At 39.4% G+C, this 22361-nt stretch carries 21 protein-coding genes; 3 read left to right on the top strand and 18 right to left on the bottom strand.

Going from position 1 to position 22361, the window contains the following annotated elements; translation table 11 throughout:
- Nucleotides 1–11 precede the first annotated feature (11 nt).
- The 16 genes from xseA to F0Q01_RS03210 all read right to left on the bottom strand — a co-directional run bounded on the left by xseA (nucleotide 12) and on the right by F0Q01_RS03210 (nucleotide 16522).
- The gene (gene xseA / locus F0Q01_RS03285) at nucleotides 12–1217 is read right to left on the bottom strand and encodes an exodeoxyribonuclease VII large subunit (protein ID WP_090486202.1); all 1206 of its coding nucleotides are present in this window, start codon (nucleotides 1215–1217) and stop codon (nucleotides 12–14) included.
- Nucleotides 1217–1639 (bottom strand): transcription antitermination factor NusB, encoded by a 423-nt coding sequence (nusB, locus tag F0Q01_RS03280; RefSeq protein WP_090150493.1) that lies wholly within the window; start codon nucleotides 1637–1639, stop codon nucleotides 1217–1219. Before nusB ends, xseA begins: the two co-directional genes overlap by 1 nt.
- Nucleotides 1640–1749: 110 nt before the next feature.
- Nucleotides 1750–2127 carry an Asp23/Gls24 family envelope stress response protein gene (locus tag F0Q01_RS03275; RefSeq protein ID WP_090150490.1) on the bottom strand — a complete coding sequence of 126 codons (378 nt, stop codon included), beginning with the start codon at nucleotides 2125–2127 and terminating at the stop codon, nucleotides 1750–1752.
- A gap of 38 nt (nucleotides 2128–2165) precedes the next feature.
- A complete protein-coding gene (gene surE / locus F0Q01_RS03270; RefSeq protein WP_090486199.1) occupies nucleotides 2166–2882 on the bottom strand; it encodes a 5'/3'-nucleotidase SurE in 717 nt (238 codons plus the stop codon).
- Nucleotides 2883–2915: 33 nt separating this feature from the next.
- Nucleotides 2916–3683 (bottom strand): SDR family NAD(P)-dependent oxidoreductase, encoded by a 768-nt coding sequence (locus F0Q01_RS03265; RefSeq protein ID WP_090486196.1) that lies wholly within the window; start codon nucleotides 3681–3683, stop codon nucleotides 2916–2918.
- A gap of 148 nt (nucleotides 3684–3831) precedes the next feature.
- On the bottom strand, nucleotides 3832–4296 hold the full coding sequence (locus F0Q01_RS03260) for an RbsD/FucU family protein (protein WP_090150480.1): 465 nt from the start codon (nucleotides 4294–4296) through the stop codon (nucleotides 3832–3834).
- An 18-nt stretch (nucleotides 4297–4314) separates the two neighbouring features.
- Nucleotides 4315–5442: a substrate-binding domain-containing protein gene (locus F0Q01_RS03255; RefSeq protein WP_090486193.1), complete on the bottom strand. Its 1128-nt coding sequence runs from the start codon at nucleotides 5440–5442 to the stop codon at nucleotides 4315–4317.
- A gap of 76 nt (nucleotides 5443–5518) precedes the next feature.
- The gene (locus tag F0Q01_RS03250; protein ID WP_090150475.1) at nucleotides 5519–6508 is read right to left on the bottom strand and encodes an ABC transporter permease; all 990 of its coding nucleotides are present in this window, start codon (nucleotides 6506–6508) and stop codon (nucleotides 5519–5521) included.
- Between the two features lie 14 nt (nucleotides 6509–6522).
- Nucleotides 6523–8019: a sugar ABC transporter ATP-binding protein gene (locus F0Q01_RS03245; protein WP_090486190.1), complete on the bottom strand. Its 1497-nt coding sequence runs from the start codon at nucleotides 8017–8019 to the stop codon at nucleotides 6523–6525.
- A gap of 16 nt (nucleotides 8020–8035) precedes the next feature.
- On the bottom strand, nucleotides 8036–9007 hold the full coding sequence (locus F0Q01_RS03240; RefSeq protein ID WP_090150468.1) for an ABC transporter permease: 972 nt from the start codon (nucleotides 9005–9007) through the stop codon (nucleotides 8036–8038).
- Nucleotides 9008–9032: 25 nt separating this feature from the next.
- Nucleotides 9033–9881 carry a class II fructose-1,6-bisphosphate aldolase gene (fba, locus tag F0Q01_RS03235; RefSeq protein ID WP_090486186.1) on the bottom strand — a complete coding sequence of 283 codons (849 nt, stop codon included), beginning with the start codon at nucleotides 9879–9881 and terminating at the stop codon, nucleotides 9033–9035.
- A 139-nt stretch (nucleotides 9882–10020) separates the two neighbouring features.
- The gene (locus F0Q01_RS03230; RefSeq protein ID WP_090486182.1) at nucleotides 10021–11025 is read right to left on the bottom strand and encodes an aldo/keto reductase; all 1005 of its coding nucleotides are present in this window, start codon (nucleotides 11023–11025) and stop codon (nucleotides 10021–10023) included.
- 21 nt (nucleotides 11026–11046) lie between these two features.
- Complete coding sequence (locus tag F0Q01_RS03225; RefSeq protein ID WP_090486179.1) at nucleotides 11047–12096, bottom strand: galactitol-1-phosphate 5-dehydrogenase; 1050 nt, start codon at nucleotides 12094–12096, stop codon at nucleotides 11047–11049.
- Nucleotides 12097–12107: 11 nt separating this feature from the next.
- Nucleotides 12108–13589, bottom strand: coding sequence for a xylulokinase (xylB, locus tag F0Q01_RS03220; RefSeq protein ID WP_090486175.1), 1482 nt, complete (start codon nucleotides 13587–13589; stop codon nucleotides 12108–12110).
- 15 nt (nucleotides 13590–13604) lie between these two features.
- Nucleotides 13605–14606 (bottom strand): LacI family DNA-binding transcriptional regulator, encoded by a 1002-nt coding sequence (locus F0Q01_RS03215; protein WP_090150452.1) that lies wholly within the window; start codon nucleotides 14604–14606, stop codon nucleotides 13605–13607.
- A gap of 107 nt (nucleotides 14607–14713) precedes the next feature.
- On the bottom strand, nucleotides 14714–16522 hold the full coding sequence (locus tag F0Q01_RS03210; protein ID WP_090486172.1) for an L-fucose isomerase: 1809 nt from the start codon (nucleotides 16520–16522) through the stop codon (nucleotides 14714–14716).
- A gap of 145 nt (nucleotides 16523–16667) precedes the next feature.
- Between F0Q01_RS03210 and F0Q01_RS03205 the strand changes: the two genes are divergently transcribed.
- Both F0Q01_RS03205 and F0Q01_RS03200 read left to right on the top strand, forming a co-directional pair.
- The gene (locus tag F0Q01_RS03205; protein ID WP_090150446.1) at nucleotides 16668–17525 is read left to right on the top strand and encodes an AraC family transcriptional regulator; all 858 of its coding nucleotides are present in this window, start codon (nucleotides 16668–16670) and stop codon (nucleotides 17523–17525) included.
- A 120-nt stretch (nucleotides 17526–17645) separates the two neighbouring features.
- Complete coding sequence (locus tag F0Q01_RS03200) at nucleotides 17646–18206, top strand: PepSY domain-containing protein (RefSeq protein WP_090486169.1); 561 nt, start codon at nucleotides 17646–17648, stop codon at nucleotides 18204–18206.
- A gap of 59 nt (nucleotides 18207–18265) precedes the next feature.
- On the opposite strand, the gene metE is transcribed toward F0Q01_RS03200, so the two are convergent.
- Nucleotides 18266–20539: a 5-methyltetrahydropteroyltriglutamate--homocysteine S-methyltransferase gene (gene metE / locus F0Q01_RS03195; RefSeq protein ID WP_090486167.1), complete on the bottom strand. Its 2274-nt coding sequence runs from the start codon at nucleotides 20537–20539 to the stop codon at nucleotides 18266–18268.
- Between the two features lie 241 nt (nucleotides 20540–20780).
- On the opposite strand from metE, the gene F0Q01_RS03190 reads away from it, so the two are divergent.
- The gene (locus F0Q01_RS03190) at nucleotides 20781–21299 is read left to right on the top strand and encodes a hypothetical protein (protein ID WP_090486164.1); all 519 of its coding nucleotides are present in this window, start codon (nucleotides 20781–20783) and stop codon (nucleotides 21297–21299) included.
- A 4-nt stretch (nucleotides 21300–21303) separates the two neighbouring features.
- Here the strand turns inward: F0Q01_RS03190 and pfkB are convergent, their stop codons facing one another.
- Nucleotides 21304–22251, bottom strand: coding sequence for a 1-phosphofructokinase (gene pfkB, locus F0Q01_RS03185; RefSeq protein WP_090486160.1), 948 nt, complete (start codon nucleotides 22249–22251; stop codon nucleotides 21304–21306).
- Between the last annotated feature and the right edge of the window lie 110 nt (nucleotides 22252–22361).

Below are 22361 nucleotides of genomic sequence, written 5' to 3'. Positions count from 1 at the left end.
CTATAGTAGATCTAAACATCTAAAAGACCAGTAATCAGGCTTTCTATTGAACCGTCCTTAACCCTGATGGAAATATTATCTCCAACTGATAGCATCTTAACTGAATCAACTCTATTGCCTGCTTTATCAGTCACATATCCAAAACCAGCGGCAAGCTTTTTAGCTGGCGACAGACCATCTAACCTACCGGAAACAGCAACCAATTTATTTTCAAGTCGGTCTATCTTAGCATTCATCAAATTGTTAAGACGAATTGATAACTGTTCTAGCTTCTCCTGATTAGCCTTTATCTTGTTCTCAGGACGAAGCAACTGAAGTCTAAGCTTAAGATTATTAAGTCTCTCTGAGTAAGACTCAAGTCTATAGTCTAAGGCTCTATTTAATCTATCCGAGCATCTATTAATTTCATTTGCAAAATCCGTATATACGAAGTTGGCATATTCGGCTGCCTGCGATGGTGTAGCCGCTCTTCTATCAGCCACAAAATCTGCAATGGTAAAATCTGTCTCATGACCAACAGCAGAAATAATCGGTGTAGTGGCATGAAAAATTGCCTTGGCAACAATCTCCTCGTTAAAGGCCCACAAGTCCTCGATGGAACCACCGCCTCGTCCCACAATAATCACATCAAGCCCCATCTCATCAAGGCACTGAATACCAGCCACAATAGATGGCGCTGCAGCCTCTCCCTGTACCTGCGCTGGATAAAGCACTATCTGCACGTAAGGATTCCTAGACTTGGATACGCGAATAATATCGTGGACAGCAGCTCCTGTAGGCGCAGTGACAACTCCTATCTTCATAGCGTGAGTAGGAAGTGGCTTTTTATACATGGCATCAAACATGCCAGTCTCTTCAAGCTCTGCTTTTAACGCCTCAAACTTTGCAAATAAATCGCCAACTCCGGCAAGCTCTATTTCATTGGCATAGACCTGATAGGTTCCGTAGGGCTTGTATACTCCCACATAACCGGTGACTACTATCTGGTCTCCATCCTTCATCTGAAACTTAAGTCCCTTGGCTCTCTTGCCAGCAAACATAACACATGAAATAGCTGCCCCATCGTCCTTAAGGGTAAAATAAATATGTCCAGTATGATTATATTTACAATTGGAAACCTCTCCACTAAGGGAAAGATTTCCAAGCATAAAATCATCTTTGAACATTCTCTCGATGTATGTATTTACTTCTGAAACACTGTATACATTTTTATTCATTATACAAGTTTAGCTAAAGCTCCATTAACAAAACCAGCGGAATTATCTGTACCGAACTCATCTGCAAGTGTAACTGCCTCATTGATAGCAACACCTACTGGGATGTTCTCAAACTTAATCTCATATAATGCAAGTCTGATAAGTGTAAGGTCAACCTTAGCCATACGTGTAGTCTTCCAACCGTCAACTGACTTGTTGATAAGCTCATCAATCTCAGAAATCTTAGAGATGATGTCCTCTGACTTAGTCTTGATGTATTCTTCGTCTTCTGGAGTCTTGTTGTTCTTAGCAAGATCCTCTGTCTCGGCAATATCGCGGCCCTTTAAAAAGGTAGCAATAATGCCATCCATCTCCTCAGTATCATGAAACTCATTCATGAAAACGGCCTTGAATACTTCTTTTCTAATCTCGTGTCTATTCATTTATAATTACTCCTAAAAAATATCTATTTATAGCTAATAATAGGGTGCTATCCAATGAATAGCACCCCATAATTATACAATATCATGAATAAAAAATAAACAATCCTACATTAGTTAGTAGAAGAAACGCTAACAGTTGCAATGCGGATGTCTACTGCTGTAACTTCAAGTCCTGTCATTGTCTCAACGGCCTGCTTAACCTTTTCCTGAACAAGCTTAGATACCTTTGGAATCTCGTAGCCATACTTCATATTAATAGCCATTCTAACAATGATCTTACCAGGGTCAGCATCTACGACCTTGATAGCCTTTGAAAGTCTACCCATGCCAGCCTTGGAAATTGTATCAAGTGTAAGATTACCAGCAAGTGAATCAACGCCATCTACCTCAGCAGCGCCAAGACCTGCGATAATACCAACTACTTCTTCAGAAATATTAACGCCCTCAGAGCCCTTAACATTTATAACAAAATTCTTATTCTCTGCCATATATGCCTCCTAAATATAGAAAAACTATCGTAATTATATCAGTAACCAACATTATTTACAACACCGACCGAGACATAGTTGTTAAGTATGGCGTGAAAGTCTGTGTCCTCTTCTGCCTCAGGGCTATACACTCCCTCAACCACATAGCGAATACCGCCATCATCAAGCTCTTCTACTACATTGTAATGGTCCTTATAGAACATTCCTCTAGATACTTTCCTATCATATAAAATGCCCTGACATTCTCCCAGGGGACAGTCTGGAAAATTCACATTGTGAATAAACCCTGGGTCAAGGGGCGTATCTATAAGCTTTTTTAATATGTCTTTTATGTATTTATCAGTAACCTCATGACCATTGCAGCCCTCAGATAAGGCAATGGCATGATACTCTTGGAAGCTGGCTTCAAATGCTGCTCCAGCTGTAGCTGAATACTGAATATCTGATGCAACATTATATCCAAAATTAATCCCAGAAAGAACAATATCCGGCTTTGCTGGCATTACACTCAAGCTTCCTACTCGCACGCAATCCCCAGGTGTGCCACTGCATGAATATGCATGAACACCCTCCACCGGAAAATCCGGATAAGGATAAATATCTATCTCATTATGAAGAGTAATGCTGTGGCTTGCTGCGCTCCGCTGACTCTCAGGTGCAACCACCCAAACCTCTCCAAATTCCCTAGCTGCATGAGCAAGGCGAATAATTCCAGATGCCTCTATCCCGTCATCGTTAGTAATAAGTATTCTCATAACATCTCCTTGTGTTGAAATAAAGTAGTGTCCTTATTGCTGATTACCAAGCTTTTTCTTTTGCTGTCTTCCAGTAATCATCACACGGGCAGAATATGGAAGTAAATGAGAAAATGTGGTAGCAAGCTTCATTTTAATAGAAGGAACTATAATTAGTTTGCCCTTTTTCATCCCTTGTATTGTTTCTTTTACACATTGCTTTGCACTGATACCCTTTAGAGCAAATACCACATCCGCTGTGTCATTAAACTCTGTATCCACAGGTCCAGGGCAGAGTGCGCTGACTTTAATGTTGCTCCTTGCTTCTTTCAGTTCTCTTGCAACAGCTCTTGTAAGACTAACCATGTAGGCTTTTGAAGCATAGTAAGTTGCCATATAAGGTCCTGCTGGAAGAAGTCCCGCTGATGAACATACATTTAATATGTTTCCCTCTCCCACCTCACTCATGTTCTGAAGGATGCCCTTGAATAAAATATGCATGGCAATATCGTTAACCTTAATCATGTTAACTTCCTTTTTGATGTCAGTCTCAATAAATGAGCCTGCAAGGCCAAAGCCAGCATTATTAATGAAGACATCTATATTTTCATCTTCAAGCTTTTTAAGAAGTTCGAAACATTCTTTTTTCTTAGATAAATCACATGGAATAATCTCAACCGGAACCAATAATTCCGATTTCATCTCCTCTAAGCGCTCTACGCGGCGGCCTACAACAATAAGTCGATAGCCTTTCTCGGCAAGCTGAATAGCAAACTCACGACCGATTCCAGATGTTGCTCCTGTAATAAGTGCAGTCTTCATAGTTTTCCCCTTTATTCTCATAAAATTAATAGATTTTATACATAATCGTAATTCCTTTAAATCACTTTAATATTAACATATTTGAAGAGGCCCGCCAAACAAATGACGAGCCTCTTCTTTTATAAACAAAAGGTAAGTTTAGGGGATGCTACTTATTAATTACGACACCCTTTCGCAGAATGATATTCGCATAAATAGCTGTTTCCGTCGACATAATGACACAGGTAGATTTATCACGGGTTTGATCGTAGAAATCCCATTTATTAATCTCCTTAAAGGCGCCTGCGCCTCTGTCATCATATTTTTTAACAATATTCTTGTACTCATCCCAAATTGGGGTTGCAACCTTTCCTACATCACCAGGCTCTAGAGCCATTAGTGTGCATGGTGGATCAATTTCGCCTTTTTTATTTGGGTAAGTATCAAGAGGAAATACCTGTAAAATCGCATCTAGTATTTCAGGTACTCCATGTCCATCAAGTCTAATGACGGGCTTGCCAAAGCTATGACCGGGGAAGTTGCCATCTGCTATGACAATCTCATCTGTATGTCCCATCTCATCCAAAACTTTAAGAAGCTCTGGGGATAAGATGGTTGGTATACCCTTTAACATATTCAAGTCTCCTTATTATTAGTCGTAAAGGTTTGGTGCAATCTCAGGATCTTCCATGTTGTCAGCATTGTACCAATATCCATCTGTAGGAACATCTGAAACTGACTTACCAGCTGCTGCATCGCAAAGAACGTCTACTGTTGTGATACCCATTACAAGTGGAGACTGTGTAACAGCACCATACATTGTTCCATTTGCTACTGCAGACTTGATTACTGAACCAGCATCAAATCCTGCTGCAAGAATCTTGTCACCTAATACACCAAGGTTCTCATTAGCTGTAAGGATACCTTCTGCTGCAATCTGGTTTGAACCAAACATACCGATTGTGTCTGACTTGTTCATGATTGCTGATGCCTCTGTAGCGCAGAGCTCAACTGTTGTCTGTGCAGGAACAGCAACTTCGATAACGATATCTGCCTCTGACTCAGAAACTGTCTCAGCCTTTGAATCATTAACATACTTCTCATTACCAACTACTGCTACTGTGTAGCCATCAGCCTTAGCAAGCTCAGCAAACTTGTCGATGAAACCAAGACCTCTGTTGATGATTGATTCAGATGTAGCTTCCTGGTTTACCTCACCTACTCTAACCTGTCCGTCACCAATCTTGTCCTTAAGTGCAGGATAGAGATTCTCTGCTGCTGTAGCACCTGCTGAGTAGTTGTCTGTAGCAACTGTAGAAACTACAGAACCAGCTGGAGCATTAGGAATACCTGAGTCGAAACATACTACAGGGATACCTGCATCAAGTGCTGCCTGAAGAGCATCAAGACATGCATCCTGATCACAAGCTGCAAGACCGATACCATTTGGAGCATTGTTGATAGCATTGTTAAGCATGTTAACCTGATCAGCAATATCAGATTCAGCGTTAGGACCTGTACAGTTAACTGTAACACCCTTTGCCTCTGCTTCCTGCTCGATACCCTTTACAGCTGCCTGCCAATATGATGACTGATAAGATTTTACGATAATCTCAAATTTGTAGTCACCGCCTGCTGCCTCTGTAGAGCCGCCCTCTGTAGCTGTAGCTGTGTCGCCACCTGCTGCTGTAGTATCAGTTCCTGCTGAGTCACCACAGCCAGCGAAAAGTGTTGCTGCCATTGCAGCTGTCATTAATGTAGCTAGAACTCTTTTTCTCATGTTTTAACCCTCCCGTGTCTTTTATGAGATTTATTTATATGAACCCTTCTCCTCTTTAGGTTACATATACAGAATGTTATTTTGCCTCTCGGCGTTTCTTAATAATGTCCACAAGTACGGCTGCAATTAATACAAGACCTGTAATAATCTGCTGCCAGTTAGCCTGCAAACCAACAAATGGTAATCCTGTTTTAAGTAAGCAGATTACAAATACACCTATCAATGTACCTTCTATACTTCCTGCACCACCTGTAGCTGATACACCACCAATGATTGCTCCACCGATTGCCTCAAGCTCAAATCCTGCACCAGTTCCTGGCTGAACTGTAGGGAATACTGCTGCATAGGCAATAGATGCAAGACCTGCAAAAAATCCAGAAATAACATAAGCCATAATGTGATAGAACTTTACATTGATTCCTGAAAGAACTGCTGCTTCCTTGTTACTACCAATAGCAATTGTATATCGACCTATCTTTGTGTGATTAAGTACAAATGCCATAATAGCTACAATAATAAGAATCCAAATGAAACCGATTGGAATTTTCGTACCGCCAATCTGCATCTTAAAAATACTTCTAAACCAGCTTCCCGGAGCACCAGCTGTAGGCCATGAAATACCAAAGCCCTTTGAACATATCGAGCCTAGGCCTCTAGTAATCATGCAGGTACACAAGGTTGCAAGAAATGGTGGCAGCCCCATTACTGCTATAAGTACACCATTTGCAAATCCAATAAGGATACCAAACAACACACTAACTAGTAATCCAAGTCCCGTTGGCCATCCTAGGTGAACTACAAGATAACCACCTGCCAGTGAATAGCAAATAAGTCCTGTACCAATAGAAAGATCTACGCCCCCTGTAATAAGTGGGAATGTTACACCTATTGCCATAAGCACGATGTAATATGAAAAATCAAAAATATTAAGTACAGTAGTATATTTTCTAAAATCCTGACTTGCTATTGAAAAAAATGTAAATAAAACAATTACCACCAGAAGAACAATAAACTTCTGACCACCCAGCTTGGCAAAGATGGATTTTTTCTTTAAATCGCCTGCCATTATTCTCCCTCCTACTAACTAATCTCTCTGGTAGCCATATTCATAATCTTTTCCTGTGAAACCTCTTCGATTCCAAGTTCACCTGTTACCTTGCCTTCACACATAACTATGATACGGTCACTCATTCTAAGTATTTCTGTCATTTCAGAGGAAATCATAATAATGGATTTGCCCTCCGCAGCTAATCGATTCATTAGCTTGTAGATTTCGTTTTTAGCACCAACGTCGATACCTCTTGTTGGCTCATCAAATATAAGTATCTCCGAATCACGTACAAGCCATTTTGCAATAACTACCTTCTGCTGATTACCACCTGAAAGATTAACTACCAGCTGGTCGATGCTAGGTGTTTTAGTTGCTAGAGAATCAACATATTTCTTAGTAACTTCATTCTCCTTCTTCTTGTTGATGAAGATACCTTTCATGTACTTTTCTAGAGTTGCTAGAGTAGAGTTTTCAGCAATAGTCTTTTGAACTACAATACCGAATCTCTTTCTATCCTCTGAAAGATATCCAATACCATTTTTAACTGCATCTTCTGGAGAATTGATTTCCACCTTTTTACCGTTGATATAAATATCTCCGCTTTCCTTTGGATCTGCTCCAAATATGGCTCTGGCTGTCTCAGTACGTCCAGCACCCATAAGACCAGAAAATCCTAAAATTTCTCCTTTTCTTAGCTCAAAGCTAACATCCTGAACCATCTTGCCAGCATTAAGATGCTCAACCTTAAGTACTACTGGTGCATCCTCTGGAACAAGACTCTTTGTCTTTGGCTCCTCATAGATAACACGACCAACCATCATGTTGATAATGTCATCTTTAGTACAATCCTTAGTGATTAACGTACCAACATAGCCGCCATCTCTCATGACTGTAACTCTGTCAGTTATCACCTTAATCTCATCCATTCTGTGTGAGATATAAACAATACCAAGCTGCTGCTCTTTTAAATCTCTAATAATCTTGAAAAGCTCAGCTATCTCTGATTCTGTAAGGGCAGCTGATGGCTCATCAAAGACAATTACCTTTGCCTCATGTGAAATAGCCTTTGCTATCTCGCACATCTGCTGCTTACCTACTGTCAAATCTGACATGGTGTCTGTAGGGTCAATATCGATATTTAATCTCTGAAAAAGCTTTCTAGCCTCCTCATTCATTTTCTTGTCATCGATTTTTAATCCCTTTTTGAACTCTCTTCCAATGAAAATGTTTTGAGCAACAGTAAGATGTCCTACCATGTTTAGCTCCTGGTGAACTATAACTACGCCAGCATCCTGAGCTTCTCTGGCATTATGGAATTCAACTTCCTTGCCCTCGAATTCTATTGTTCCAGAATCCTTTGTATAGATACCGGTAAGTACCTTCATAAGTGTTGACTTGCCAGCACCATTCTCTCCCATGAGGGCATGTACTTCGCCCCTCTTTACGTCGAAATGCACATGGTCTAGTGCGTGTACACCAGGGAAAGATTTGTCAATGTCATTCATTGTAAGTATTACTTCTCCCATTTTATCCCCCTCCTGGCTAATTCTTTCTACGTCTAGCAACAACATCCGCATATACGGCAACGATAACAATAATACCTGTAATAATCAGCTGATAATCCTTGGTAAATCCAAGAGCAAGAATACCTTCCTGCAAAAGTGCGATTATGAAAACGCCGATTACCGTACCGCTTATGGAAGCAAGGCCTCCAGCCATTGATGTACCTCCCATAACGCATCCTGCAATAGCTTCGTTGTTGTATTGATCACCGTAACCTGGCTGAACAGTTGTGTATGCTCCTACAAAGAAAATTGCAGCGATACCAACTAACACACCACATATAACATAGGCAAGCATTTCCCATTTTTTAGTGTTAACACCTGATAGTCTAACCGCTTCGCGATTGCTTCCAAGACATAGGATGTAACGACCTGGCTTTGTCTTGTTTAAAAGCAATGCACATACAACTGCAACCAAAATAAATATCACAAGTCCCACTGGGAAGTTGCCAATCTTAACTAACTGTCTAAACCATCCACCTGCCGCAAGCTGTGGCCATGACACCGACTGTGTCTTCGTAAATACGGATGCAACCCCCTTTGCTATGTTCATGCTGGCCATTGATACGATAAATGGTGGAACTGACCAATATGCAACCAAATATCCATTAAATAAACCAAAGCAAAAACCAACAAATACGCTAATGAGAAGTGCCAGTCCCATTGGTACTCCTAAGCTTGTAAGGCTATATCCAGAGATAAGAGCCGCACAAAACATTACAGGGCCAATGGAGAAATCAATACCTCCTGTAGCAATTACAAATGTTACCCCAAGTGACAGGAATCCTAAGAAATACGCATAGTTAAGTGCACTAAGAATTCTTGGTAATCCTGCAAAGTTTCCTCCTGTAGCCACACAAAACAGCGTGTACATTAAAAGGATGACAAACACCAGTACAATTCTGTTAAATCCCAGTTTCTTAACAATAGGATTTTGTTTAATCTTATCCAATTTTTATTCCCCCAATCAGAATTATCTAAGCCTTATTTTCGCTGCCACACACTCTAATCTTTTTCTTTACCAGCTCAGTAACCTTCTCCATACCGGCTGCATCATACTTCTTTGGATCAAAAGCCTGTGGATTGTCCTTAAGATATTCTTTTATTCCGTCGCTATAAGCAATTCTAAGTTCTGTAGCGAAATTAACCTTGCTTATACCCCTTTTTATACATTCCTTAACTGTTTCATCAGGTACTCCAGATGCACCGTGTAAAACAAGTGGAATATTTACAACTTTTCTAATCTCTGTAAGTCTGTCTAAATCAAGCTTTGGCTCACCCTTGTAAATACCATGTGCTGTTCCAATGGCAACAGCAAGGGATGTGATTCCAGTCTCTTCAACAAACTTAACTGCATCATCTGGGTCTGTATATCCAGGGTCATTGCACTCAAGGTCATCTTCTTTTCCGCCAACCTTGCCAAGCTCTGCCTCAACTGGAATACCATTTGGCTTGCAAGCCTCTGCCACTTTTCTTGAAACTGTAATATTATCCTCAAATGGTTCCTTTGAACCATCAATCATTATTGATGTATATCCAGCCTTTAATGCCTGCATTGCAAGTTCAAAACTGTTTCCGTGATCCAAATGAAGTGCAATTGGAACTGAAGCTTTATTTGCTGCAGCTGCTACATTTGCAACATACAAATCCAGTCCTGCATACTTAACTGTGGATGGTGTAGTCTGTAAAATTGCTGGAGAATTCAATTCCTCACACGCCTTTATTACCGCCATCACCATTTCCATGTTCTCTACGTTAAATGCCCCAATGGCATATCCATTTTTATCTGCTTTACTCATCATTTCTGTAGAAGTAACAAGTGCCATTTTTTTATAACCTCCTCCCAGGTTATGAAGACTTCCGTTCATAAGCGAAACGTTTCGTCCTCATGTATGTATTATCCCACATGCCATATCCATTTACAGGCAATATCTTGTAAAAAAATATGACTATATTCACTTTTAACTAAATTGCATCTGGACAATCTGCGATTGTTCCGTCCTCATCCCATAAATCGTGCCAATCTTTTGCTCCTGGCCACAGGAAAACCTGACCTTTTACAAGTCTATTATTCTTCTCAAGACCTGCTATTATCTCCATCTCCTCATCTGTAAGAGGCTCTGTTACAGTGCACTCAAGATTAGCTACGTAGTTGTGAATTGAAAATGGAATAGGTATCTGTCCCCTTTGAATTGCCCACTTGAGAGCTATAATTGCTGGATGAACCCCATGCGCCTCAGCAATTTTCTTCATCTCAGGAAGCTGTAAGTCAGCAATATCATCTGGCTCCATATCTCGCTCAGGTCTCATAGGTGAGCCCATTGGCATGTATCCAACTGGCTGAATATCGTGAGCAACTAAATAATCGAACAACTCCTGTTGCTGCATACATGGATGAAGCTCAATCTCACATGCAACTGGCTTGATTTCAAACTTATCAATAACCTGCTCAAGCTTTGGAACAGTCATATTAGAAATTCCGATATGTCTTATAATTCCTTTCTTTACAAGAGCCTCGCACTGTCTGTAGGTATCCATAAATTCTTCCACTGAAAATGGCTTTGAATCAGGATTTCTCGAAGTAACATCACAATGTGGAGCATGATAATTAGGGAAAGGCCAGTGAATAAAGAACAAATCAATATATTCGCATCTAAGATCTGCAATACTTTGTCTTGCACTTTCCTCACAATGTCTGTGCATATCATTCCAAACTTTTGTCATGATATACATATCTTTTCTCTCACATACCCCTTCCTTTAAGGCATCAGCTATAACCTTTCCTATTTCCTTTTCATTTCCATAGCAGGCAGCACAGTCAATCATTCTATAGCCAGCTCTTATAGCCCCTGCCACAGCGTTTGATACTTCATCAGCATCAAATCTGTCTGAACCAAAGGTTCCAAGTCCAACACATGGCACTTTATCGCCTGTGTTTAAAGTAATCTGTGGTACTTTTGTTGCGTCCATTTATTCTTCCCTTTCTACATTTTATTTTTCACTATCAATTAGTATCTTGCCCTTCACAAGGCCCGGTGTTTTAAACATTTCAAAAGCATCCGCAATCTGTGAAAGTGGCATTTTCTTAAAGATGAATGAATCATCATATTTAAGTTCACCAGTGCGAAAATAATGAGCTGTCAAATCCCACTCATCTCCTGGGAATGGTGCAGAATAGCTCATCCATGAACCAGTCAAAATAAATTCCTTTCTATTTATGGCTTCCCACTCATCCACTGTAAATGACAGCTCCTTTGTAGGAGTTCCAATGAAACAAACCCCAGCTTTATTGGCTGCAAGCTTAAAGGCCATCTTCATTGTGATTGTGTTACCTGCTGTCTCATATACATAGTCAAAGCCTCTGCCACCAGTAATTTCATTTACCTGATCCATAAAATCAGCAGCCCCTGAATTGACTCCATAGTCAGCTCCAAGTCTTTTTGCAAGCTCAAGTCTTTCATCTACAATGTCAAATACTGTTACTGACTTGGCGCCAAATATTTTTGCCCACTGAGCAGTCATCATTCCGATTGTTCCACCGCCTAAAATGGCTACTGTTTTGCCGCCCTTATAATCCACTCTTCTAAGTCCATGAAGTGCAACTGTGGCTGGCTCAAAAAGTGCTCCCTGTTCAAAAGACACCTCATCCGCAAATTTAACTGCATTCTTTTCCGGTACCTGAACATATTCTGCGAAGCTTCCAAATTCACGGGAACCAATAAAACTGTAGTGCTTACAAAGAGAATAATTTCCCTTTTGGCAGTCTGCACATTTCATACAAGGAACAAGTGGAACTCCTGCCACTCTATCTCCTTTTTTTAATGTGGTTACACCTTCTCCCACTTCATCCACAACGCCTGAAAACTCATGTCCCAAAACATTTGGATAATAGTGGCATGCATCGCCGTTTACTCTAGGTACATCTGAGCCACAAATACCTGTGTATTTAACCTTTACAATTACCTTGCCAGGCTCAATCTCTGGCTTTTTGATATCCTCATATCTGATATCATTTCTTGCGTGTACAACTCCTGCTTTCATCTCATCTTCTCCTAATATCTGCTAAATGTTTCCCTTAGATCTCCGTAGAGTTCTAAATATAATTCCATGCTCTTTTCGTAGGCTTTGTGATTTTCTGGATTCGGCTCATGAACCCTTGTAATATTGATAGTTTTTTTCACCGCCTGCTCATAAGAGCTATAGATACCTGTTCCTATTCCAGCTAAAATTACCGCGCCAAGTGTTGTTGCAGTATCTGAAGCTGGCACTACAATTCTGCAGCCTGTAACATCTGCTTTTATCTGGGTCCAAAGCTTTGAATTAGCTGAACCTCCCATAGAATTAAGCACCTCTACTTTTGCGCCTGTTTCCTTGGCAACCCTAAGATTATGTTCAAGTGAAAATGCCACCCCTTCAAGGACCGCTCTTGTCATATCTGCTCTAGTCTTGTCAAAGGAAAGTCCATAGAAAACTCCCTTTGCATCTGGGTTCCAAATTGGGGAACGTTCTCCTGACATATAAGGCAAAAATGTAACGCCATCAGAGCCTACAGGCACAAGTTCCGCTTCTTTTGTAAGCTGATCAAAGCTTTCATCCTTGCCAAATTCCTGTCTAAACCACCTTAAGGCTCCGCCGCCTCCTACTGTGCCGCCCTGTAAAAGCCACATTCCCGGCACCACATGGGGGCTCAGTATTAGGTCTTTATGAGCCATTGCCTTATTCAAGCAGATGCTCATTCCTCCTGCCTGGCCACCCTGTTCCTGAGTCTGTCCTGTCTTATAAACACCAGCTCCTAGAGCTCCACAGGCTGCATCAAGTCCTCCTGCCACAACTGGAGTCCCGGCCTTTAGTCCAGTAAGTTCCGCCGCTTCATTTGTTACCTGTCCTACCACTTCATCACACCCGTAAAGATGAGGCACCAAATCCACTGACAGTCCTAATTCCTCAGCTAAATCACTGTCATAAAACAGTTCTTTACTATCAAAAAAATGTAGTCCATAACCCTGAGATAAATCCTGACTCATTTTTCCTGTCAGCTTGTAAACTATAAAGCTGTTACTCTGTAAAAATTTAAATGTCTTTTCAAATATCTCAGGCTTATTTTCCTTGAACCAAAGCATCTTTGGTGTAGTGTAACTAGGTAAAAACTTGTTGCCAGCCACATTGAAAATCCTATCTTCTCCAAGCTTTTCCGTTACCTTTTCACAGATATCTCTAGCCCTGGTATCCATCCAAATAGGTGTGTTGTAAAGTACATTTCCTGCTCTATCCACAGGAATTGCTGACCAGCTTTGACCATCAACACCGATACCCATGATATCTTCCGGAGATACTTTTTTATCTGCAAATACGCCCTTAATTCCCTTTACTATGGCCTTCCACCATTCATTTGGGTCCTGCTCCACATATCCCGGATGTGGATAATAGACACCGTAGGATTCATTCACCTGCGAAATAACAGTTCCGTCCTCATCGAAAACAGCTATTTTACAGGCAGATGTACCTATGTCTATTCCCAGTAATTTTGCTCCCATAACATTCTTCCTTTATTAATTAAGCTTTTTTATCGAGTTTCCCTTTTCAATTTTTGTTCCTAAAATATATTCAATTGGAGGTTCGTGTTCCTTGTCACCAATCCTCTTTAACACTAAGTTTGCAGCCCTTTTGCCCATTTCTTTCATAGGCTGGATAACCATTGTCATCTTAGGTTGAACAATGTGGGTTAATATCAAATTGTCAAACCCCATTATTGAAATATCCTCAGGACATGAATACTTGGATTCGTTTACCGCCATAACAGCACCAAGTGTTACTTCATAGTTTGTTGTAAAGACCCCAGTAGGCTTGTTCTTAAGAGCTAAAAGCTGCTTCATACTCTCATATCCATGCTCTATAGAATGAAAACCAGGTTTATCAAAATCTTTTTCAACTGTAAGCCCTGCGTCTTCAATAGCCTCCACAAAACCTTTATATCTTTGAAGTCCTGTGTAATTGTGGGCCGAATAAATAACTGCATTTTTCTTATGACCATTTTTTAGAAGCTCATTGGTAGCCTTGTAGGCCGCTTCTCTGTTATTGATTCGCACGCAGTCAAAATCGCAATTACGAAGAGATCTATCCATCAAAACCACAGGAACCTTTGCTGCTACTGCCGGCTTTAGGAAATCCCCCTTATCTGATACGGGAATCACTATGATTCCATCCACTTTTTTTGATAGGAGAAACTTTATACTCTCTGCTTGATTAGCCTCATCATCTCTGGCATCACATATGATCATGCTGTATCCATTTTCCTTAAGCACATCGCCTATGTATCTAAGCAACAACCCACAGAATATACTGGCCACATTGTGAACTAGCACCCCGATGGAACGGGTCTTATTGGTAACCAGACCTCTTGCCATTTCATTAACCTGATAATTTAGTTCCTTAATGGCAATCTCAATTTTTTCCTTGTTTTCCGGTAAAACATTTCCACCATTTAGATATTTAGAAATAGTGGCAAGTGATAATCCGGTACGCTCTTTTATGTCCCTAATTGTTGATGGCAATTTTTCTTCCTCCCCTTACGCATAGGCGAAACGTTTCGCCTTTTGGTCTAAAGCCGCCGGAAGCGTCTTAGCTTCCGGCAAACTCATTAAAAAAAATCTCCCTTTAGTTAACGAACTGTTTTATAAAGTGGACCATATGCTGCACAAGCTCTAAAGTCCTGACCTTCCTTGTCTGCGCCAAATGCATTCCATGCTGCTGGTCTGTAGATGTCCTCATCTGCCACATTGTGAAGACATACTGGAATTCTGAGCATTGATGCCATTGTGATAATATCTGCGCCTATATGTCCGTATGAAATAGCACCGTGATTTGCGCCCCAGTTATTCATCAGGCTGTAAGCATTTTCAAATGGGCTTCCCTTTTTCCCATCACATCTAGGTGTAAACCATGTACATGGCCATGTGTAATCTGTTCTCTTCCAGAGAGTATCTGAAACCTTTTCTGGAAGTGCCACCGTCCAGCCTTCTGCAATCTGAAGAACAGGGCCTAGATTCTTAACAAGATTAAGTCGGATCATTGTAGCTGGCATTTCTACCTTTGTTTCAAATCTTGATGACCAACCGCCACCTCTAAAGTAACCATTGTCAGCCTCGCACCACTCTACAGCATTCATAATCTTCTTTTGATCTTCATCTGTGATTTCATACCATGGCTTAATGCAAGGATTTCCAGCTTTATCATTGCAGACACCTGATGCATCAAGGCAGCAAGCTCCTGAATTAATTAGGTGAATGATTCCGTCTGCCTCCTTAGCGTGCCCCTCTAATGTATAGTCAGTAACTCGTTTCACCGACTCTGTATTCCAGCAAGTTCTCACATCTGCAAACATCTGAGCTCTATTTGTAAGAAGCTTCATAAAAAGCATTCCCAAGCCATTTAAAGCATCATTTTCTGTTGCCAGGATAAATGGCTCTCTAGCTCCGTTCCAGTCGAATGATGTATTAAGTACTGCCTCTGGCAAATCACAATTTGGCCAGTGGTCAGTCCACTGTCTCTGTCCCTGGAATCCACCGCAGATAGCATTGTGACCAACAGCTTCTTCCTCTCTTCCCTCCGGAAGATTTGGATTGCCCTGATATAGGTCCTCGATAATGACTGCCATCTTTGCTACGAATTCCCAGTCCTTTTCTTTTTGCTCATCGCTCTTCTTTACAAAATCTGGATTCTTATCAAAGCCTTTTTTGCATTCTGTCTTAATCCAGTTGAGAGCTTTTTTATAATCATCTTCGTTGTAAATCTTCTCATCTATTCTTCTAAGAATCTCAACCTCATCAATGGACTCAACTCTCATGCCAAGGTATTCTTCCAAGAAATTCTGGTCCATTATCGAGCCGCCAATTCCCATTGTCACTGAGCCAATCTGTAGATATGACTTATCTCTCATTGATGCTGCAGCAACAGCAGCTCTGCCAAATCTAAGTAACTTTTCCTTTACATCCTCAGGAATAACTGTGTCATCAGCCTCCTGAACATCCTTGCCATATATTCCAAATGCTGGAAGTCCCTTCTGTGCATGTGTAGCAAGAACTGATGCAAGATAAACAGCTCCAGGTCTTTCTGTTGCGTTAAGTCCCCAAACGCCCTTGATTGTCAGTGGATTCATATCCATTGTCTCTGAACCGTAGCACCAACAAGGTGTAACAGAAAGTGTAATTGCTACCCCTTCTTTTCTGAACTTTGCCTCACAGGCAGCTGACTCTGCAACTCGACCTATTGTTGTATCTGCGATTACGACTTTAACCGGTTCGCCATTTGAATACTTTATATTCTCCTCAAAAAGCTTCTTTGCTGACTTAGCCATGTTCATGGTCTGTTCCTCAAGTGATTCCCTTACTTTTAGAGGTCCACGACGTCCATCAATACATGGCCTAATACCTATTACAGGATATTCCCCAATATATCTGTTTTTACTCATACTCCATTACCCTCCTTGCGATTCTCATGCCTTAAAGCGAACCGTTACGTTATAAATTGATTATAGGGAATGGATTTTTCCATAAAAAGTGATATACTGAATAAAAATATAACGATATTCACTTTTTATATTTGGGGGAATAATTATGAAGTATATCGATTATCAAGAACATCGCCAGCACGGCACTTTTAACTTTCCGATCGCTCATTATCATGAGAATCCACACACGCCAAGATACCTTATGACCTATCATTGGCACACTAACTATGAAATTGTCTATATCAGAAAGGGTTCCTTTAATCTCACACTAGACGACAAAACTGAAACCTACCACGAAGGCGACGTGGTGTTCATTTCTGATGGAATGCTACATGGGGGCACACCAACTGACTGTTGGTACGACTGTATTGTTTTCGATTTGAAGATATTGCTTAAGAATAATAATGCCTGCAGCAAAACTGTTCAGGACATTATCAATCATCGAATCAGAATCAACACTTATCTTTCCAAAAACAATCATATTATCTCTGCAATCGTGCAAGACCTATGTAACACCCTTGCTAGAAAACAGACTGGCTATGAATTCAATGTTCAGGGATATTTGTACATTTTATTCGGAGAAATTATCAGAAACGAAATCTACACCAAAAATCCTCTAGATAATGTTACTCTTGAGAGGCTAAACTCCGTCAAAGAGGTCCTATCTTACATCTCAGAAAACTATTCCAACAATATAACTTTGGACCATTTAGCCCATATAGCTGGCATGAATCCAAAATATTTTTGCCGCTATTTTAAATCTATGACTGACAGAACTCCTATAGACTATTTAAATTACTATAGAGTGGAATGTGCTTGTGAAATGCTTTCTACAAAGGATATTTCAATCAGAGAAGTTGCTATTTCCTGCGGTTTTAACGATGAAAGCTACTTTATTAAGACATTTAATAAATACAAAAACATTACGCCAAAGCAGTTTATGAAACGCTCCTTTTCAGCTTGAGGGTTATAGGGATGTTTCAATTCACATTTCTTTTACACTTCCTTAACACTTATGTGCTACTTTAAATATAGAGCGAGGCATACTTAATTACTTGCAATAAGTTTAAAGGAGGGTTGAGATATGAAAAAAAGAATATCGGCAGCAGCATTATCGCTTATACTGTTCCTTGCAATCTTTTCTTTCATTCCTTTCAATACCGTCTATGCCGCTAGTAAAATCACTTTGGCAGATGCCAGAGAAATAGCTCTAAAAGATGCCGGATTGGAAGAAAATGATGTAACAATTGCAAAAGCAAAAACTGAATACGTCTTAGGGGTAAAACAATACGAGATTGTCTTCTACTACGGAACAACTGAATACAGCTATGAAATAAGTGTAACAGGTGATATTGTTTCTTCTGAAGTGGAATTAGAATCAATTCACGCAGAAGAAAACCCTAGAGAATCACTTGATGATACAAATCCATCATCTACTACAAGCAGTATAACAGAGGATGATGCACTTGAAATTGCACTAGCTGATGCCAGCTACACAAAAGATGATTTGAGATATTCAAAAGTTACAAAAGATTATATTGATGGCAGAGGCATATATGAAGTCCTCTTCATAGTGGGAAGATATCAATATAGTTACGATATCGAAATCGAAACAGGAAATATAATCAATTACGAAGTCTCATAAACAATTAGATGCTAGCATAACCAAAAAGGTCACCTCATTTTGAGGTGACCTTTAATAATTTAACAGCAGTATTTATCTCTAAGTTCATTTGCTGCCTTTACAAGATTTATAAGACTCGCTTTAGTCTCTGTCTCTCCTCTTGTCTTAAGTCCGCAATCAGGATTTATCCATAGCTTTTTATCATCTACTCTTTTAAGCATCTTATCTACTCCAGCTACTATCTCATCTACTGAAGGAATTCTTGGACTATGAATATCGTAAACACCAGGGCCAACAGCCGTTCTAAAATGATTTTCCTTGAGAGAATCAAGAATCTGCAAATCAGAACGTGATGCTTCAAAAGTAATTACATCTGCATCCATAGCATCTATAGCAGGAATAATATCTGTAAACTCACTATAACACATATGTGTGTGTATCTGAGTTGTCTCCTTTACACCGCTTGCCACAAGTCTAAATGCTGGAATAGCAAAATCCAAATATTCCTTATACCAGTCAGATTTTCTGAGAGGTAACTTTTCTCTTAAAGCTGCCTCATCAATCTGAATAATTCCTATTCCATTGGCCTCTAAATCAAGTACCTCATCACGAATTGCAAGAGCAATCTGAAGCATGCTTTCCTTGACAGAAATATCTTCTCTAGGGAATGACCAGTTAAATATAGTTACAGGTCCTGTAAGCATTCCCTTCACTGGCTTATCAGTACAGCTTGATGCGAACTTAGCCCATTCTACTGTAATAGGACTTTTTCTTGATACATCTCCCCATATTACTGGCGGCTTAACGCATCTAGTTCCATAGGACTGTACCCATGCTTTTTTTGTAAAAAGATAGCCCTCTAAGTGTTCACCAAAATATTCCACCATATCGTTTCGCTCATACTCACCATGAACCAAAACATCAAGGCCTATTTCTTCTTGGAGTTTAATGCAATCCGCAATCTTGTTTTTATTAAACTCTACATACTCTTCCTTTGCTACTTTGCCCTTTCTAAATAGCTGTCTTGTACGTCTCACATCCTCTGTCTGAGGGAAAGAGCCAATTGTAGTTGTTGGGAAAAGTGGTAAATTCAAGCATTCACTCTGAGCAGCTGCCCTTTTGTCAAAATCAGGAACTCTTCTATAATCAGACTCCTTAATATTTGCCACTCTCTCTTTAACCGCCTCATCAACACTATTAATTCTGCCTGTAAATAATGATTTATTTCGCTCAAGGATGTCACTATTTCCCTCACCCTCAGCCAAAACTGAAAGTTCCTTAAGTTCTGAAAGCTTTTCAAGTGCAAAAGAGAAATGCTTTTTAAATTCTTCTGGTAAATCTGTTTCGCTTTCAAGTGTATATGGCACATGAAGCAAAGAACATGAAGTAGAAACAACTATTTTAGCATTTGTTTTGCTTTTAAGCTTTTCAATTATTTGAAGAGAATTCTCATAGTTATTTCTCCAAATATTTTTGCCGTTAACTACACCTGCAAATAAATATTTATTCTTTGGAAATCCAAAAGTCTCCACTAAATCAAGTGTCTTTTTTCCTTCCACAAAATCTAATCCGATTCCATCGAAATCATACTGAATTAGCTGATCATATATATCTCTTAAATCGCCAAAATATGTCTGAAGAAGAAGTCTCACGCCGCCACTTGCAGCAGTAATCTTATCGTATATACGTTTAAATAATGCCTTATCCTCAAAGGTCAAATCCATTACCAAATATGGCTCATCAATCTGTAACCAGTGAGTTAATCTATCATCTAATTTCTTGATAAGCTTTACATATTCTTCAGTAAGATCATCAACGAAATCCTCTGCTTTCTTCTCACCTGTATATCTAGCCAATTTTAAAAATGTAAATGGTCCAACAACCACAGGTTTTGTCTCAATTCCAGAGGCCTTGGCAGCATCATATTCATCAAAAAGCTTTGTTCCTATCAACTCAATTTTTGTATCATCCTCAATTTCTGGAACAATATAATGATAATTAGTATTAAACCATTTTTTCATAGCAAGAGCTTTTACATTGCCTTTATCCCCCTGATATCCTCTTGCCATTGAAAAATATGTATCAAGATTTGATAATCCTAATGCCTTATATCTCTTTGGAATAACATTAAATAAAACTGCTGTATCAAGCACATTATCATAAAAAGAGAAATCATTTGAGGCAATAAAATCTATCCCTGCCTCTTTCTGACTAGTTATATTAAAATGCTTCCATGTATTTGCCACATTATATAAGTCAGATTCCCCAATCTCACTTCTAAAATATTTTTCTGTTGCAAACTTTAACTCTCTATCCTTTCCAATTCTTGGAAACCCTACTACTGCTGTTTTCATTTCTTTACCCTTTCTTTTTTAATTTACAAAAAGTATAGACCTACTGAATCTATAGGTAAAATATAAAAATCAGTCAGCTCACAATAGATTTTTTCTATGTCAATCACAATTCATTTATCAAATTCTATTTACAAAAAAATTCTATTATTTTTAAATTTACAATACACCTTTAGCTATTAACTGTTATAATAAATAGAAAATGATAGCGTAACTATCGAAATGCTTAATGGGGGGCACTAAAATGAATGCTAAAAAAATTATCACATCAATTTCAATTCTTGCTATTACTTTTATGGGCTTTGTTGCCTGCGGAAAAGATTTAATTTCCGATCCTCCATTCACTACTTTTAACTTTGACACTACATATGATGATATGATTAAGGAATTAGGCGAGCCAGATTCCGAGAAAGAATCTTATTACGGCAACGCATACAATTATTCATCTGATTATTTAGACTTACAGGGAAATGTTCAATACGCCTTCGATGAAGACGGACATATGACCAACATGACTTGGGCATACTTTAGTGAGGATGGCGAGGAAATCACAGATATCTACAACGACTTACACAAGCAGCTTCAAAATAGTCTCGGTAAGACAAAAGAAGCCACCAACACTGTTACCAACCTAGCAGACATTTGGCGTCTAGATAGTGGCAACATTGAGTTGGCAGCTATAGTCACATCAGATTACAACGTAGTAATGTTTACATATCTCTCTCCTGAGTATTCTACATCCTCAGAAGAGCTTGAAGAATAACAATTTAGCCTATCTTTTCAATTGTTATTTGATTAATAAGTTTTTCCATATCAGACAAGTTAAACCGGCCGGTCTCCTCTGTCATCGCCGATGCAGCGGAGATTGCGCTGGCTTTTTTTAACGCTTCTGTAAAGGTAAGGCCCTGAGAAAATGAAAGCGCAAATCCTGCAATCATAGAATCCCCACAGCCCACCGTGTTTACGGCATCTATCTTAGGTACTATTCCTCTATAGACTCCATCATCACATACCATCAAAGACCCATCTGCCCCAAGAGAAACAACTACAATCTCAACACCCTTATCTTGTATTTGTTTTGCTGCAGCTATTACCTCTTCAAAAAAGCCTTCCTCATCTACTGAAATTTTTCTTCCAGTGAGCATAGCAATCTCATCAATATTAGGCTTTATCATAAATGGAATCTCTTCAACTGCTTCTATGAGAAGCTTTCCACTAGTATCCAAAATCACCTTTTTACCAAGTTTTTTTCCTATTGCTATAAGCCTTCTATAACTATTAGAATCCAAGCCCTTTGGAACACTGCCTGATATGGTAATGATATCTGAATCCTTGGCAAGTGTCTTAAACTTTTCCTCAAATCCATTCCAATCATTCTCATCAATCACAAATCCTGGTTCCAAAAACTCAGTCTGCTTTTTCTTTTTTGTATCCCATATATTTATGCAAGAACGGCTCTCCGCCTTAACTTTATAGAAGCCATCCTTTACTCCATAATCAGAAAGTCTAGAACATATATAGTCTCCTGCATATCCTCCTACAAAACCGGTAGCAACTACATCTGCCCCTGCAATAGCAAGTGGTTTTGAAACATTAAGGCCCTTTCCTCCAGGTACATATTCGCATTCTAATACCCTATTTACTTCGCCTTCTTCAAAGTTTTCTACCACATAGCGCTTATCAATAGCTGCATTTAAAGTAACTGTTAAAATCATAAATTATGCCCCCATATTCCATAAATTTGCAACTATTATGCACTAGACCATATAAAAAAACTACAAAATGTGTATATCCTTATATTTTTTTACAGAAAAATGCAATCTAA

Source organism: Pseudobutyrivibrio xylanivorans (assembly GCF_010906925.1).
Classification (GTDB): domain Bacteria; phylum Bacillota; class Clostridia; order Lachnospirales; family Lachnospiraceae; genus Pseudobutyrivibrio.
The sequence above is the reverse complement of the archived record's forward strand: the minus strand, read 5'-3'. Positions and strand labels throughout refer to the sequence as shown.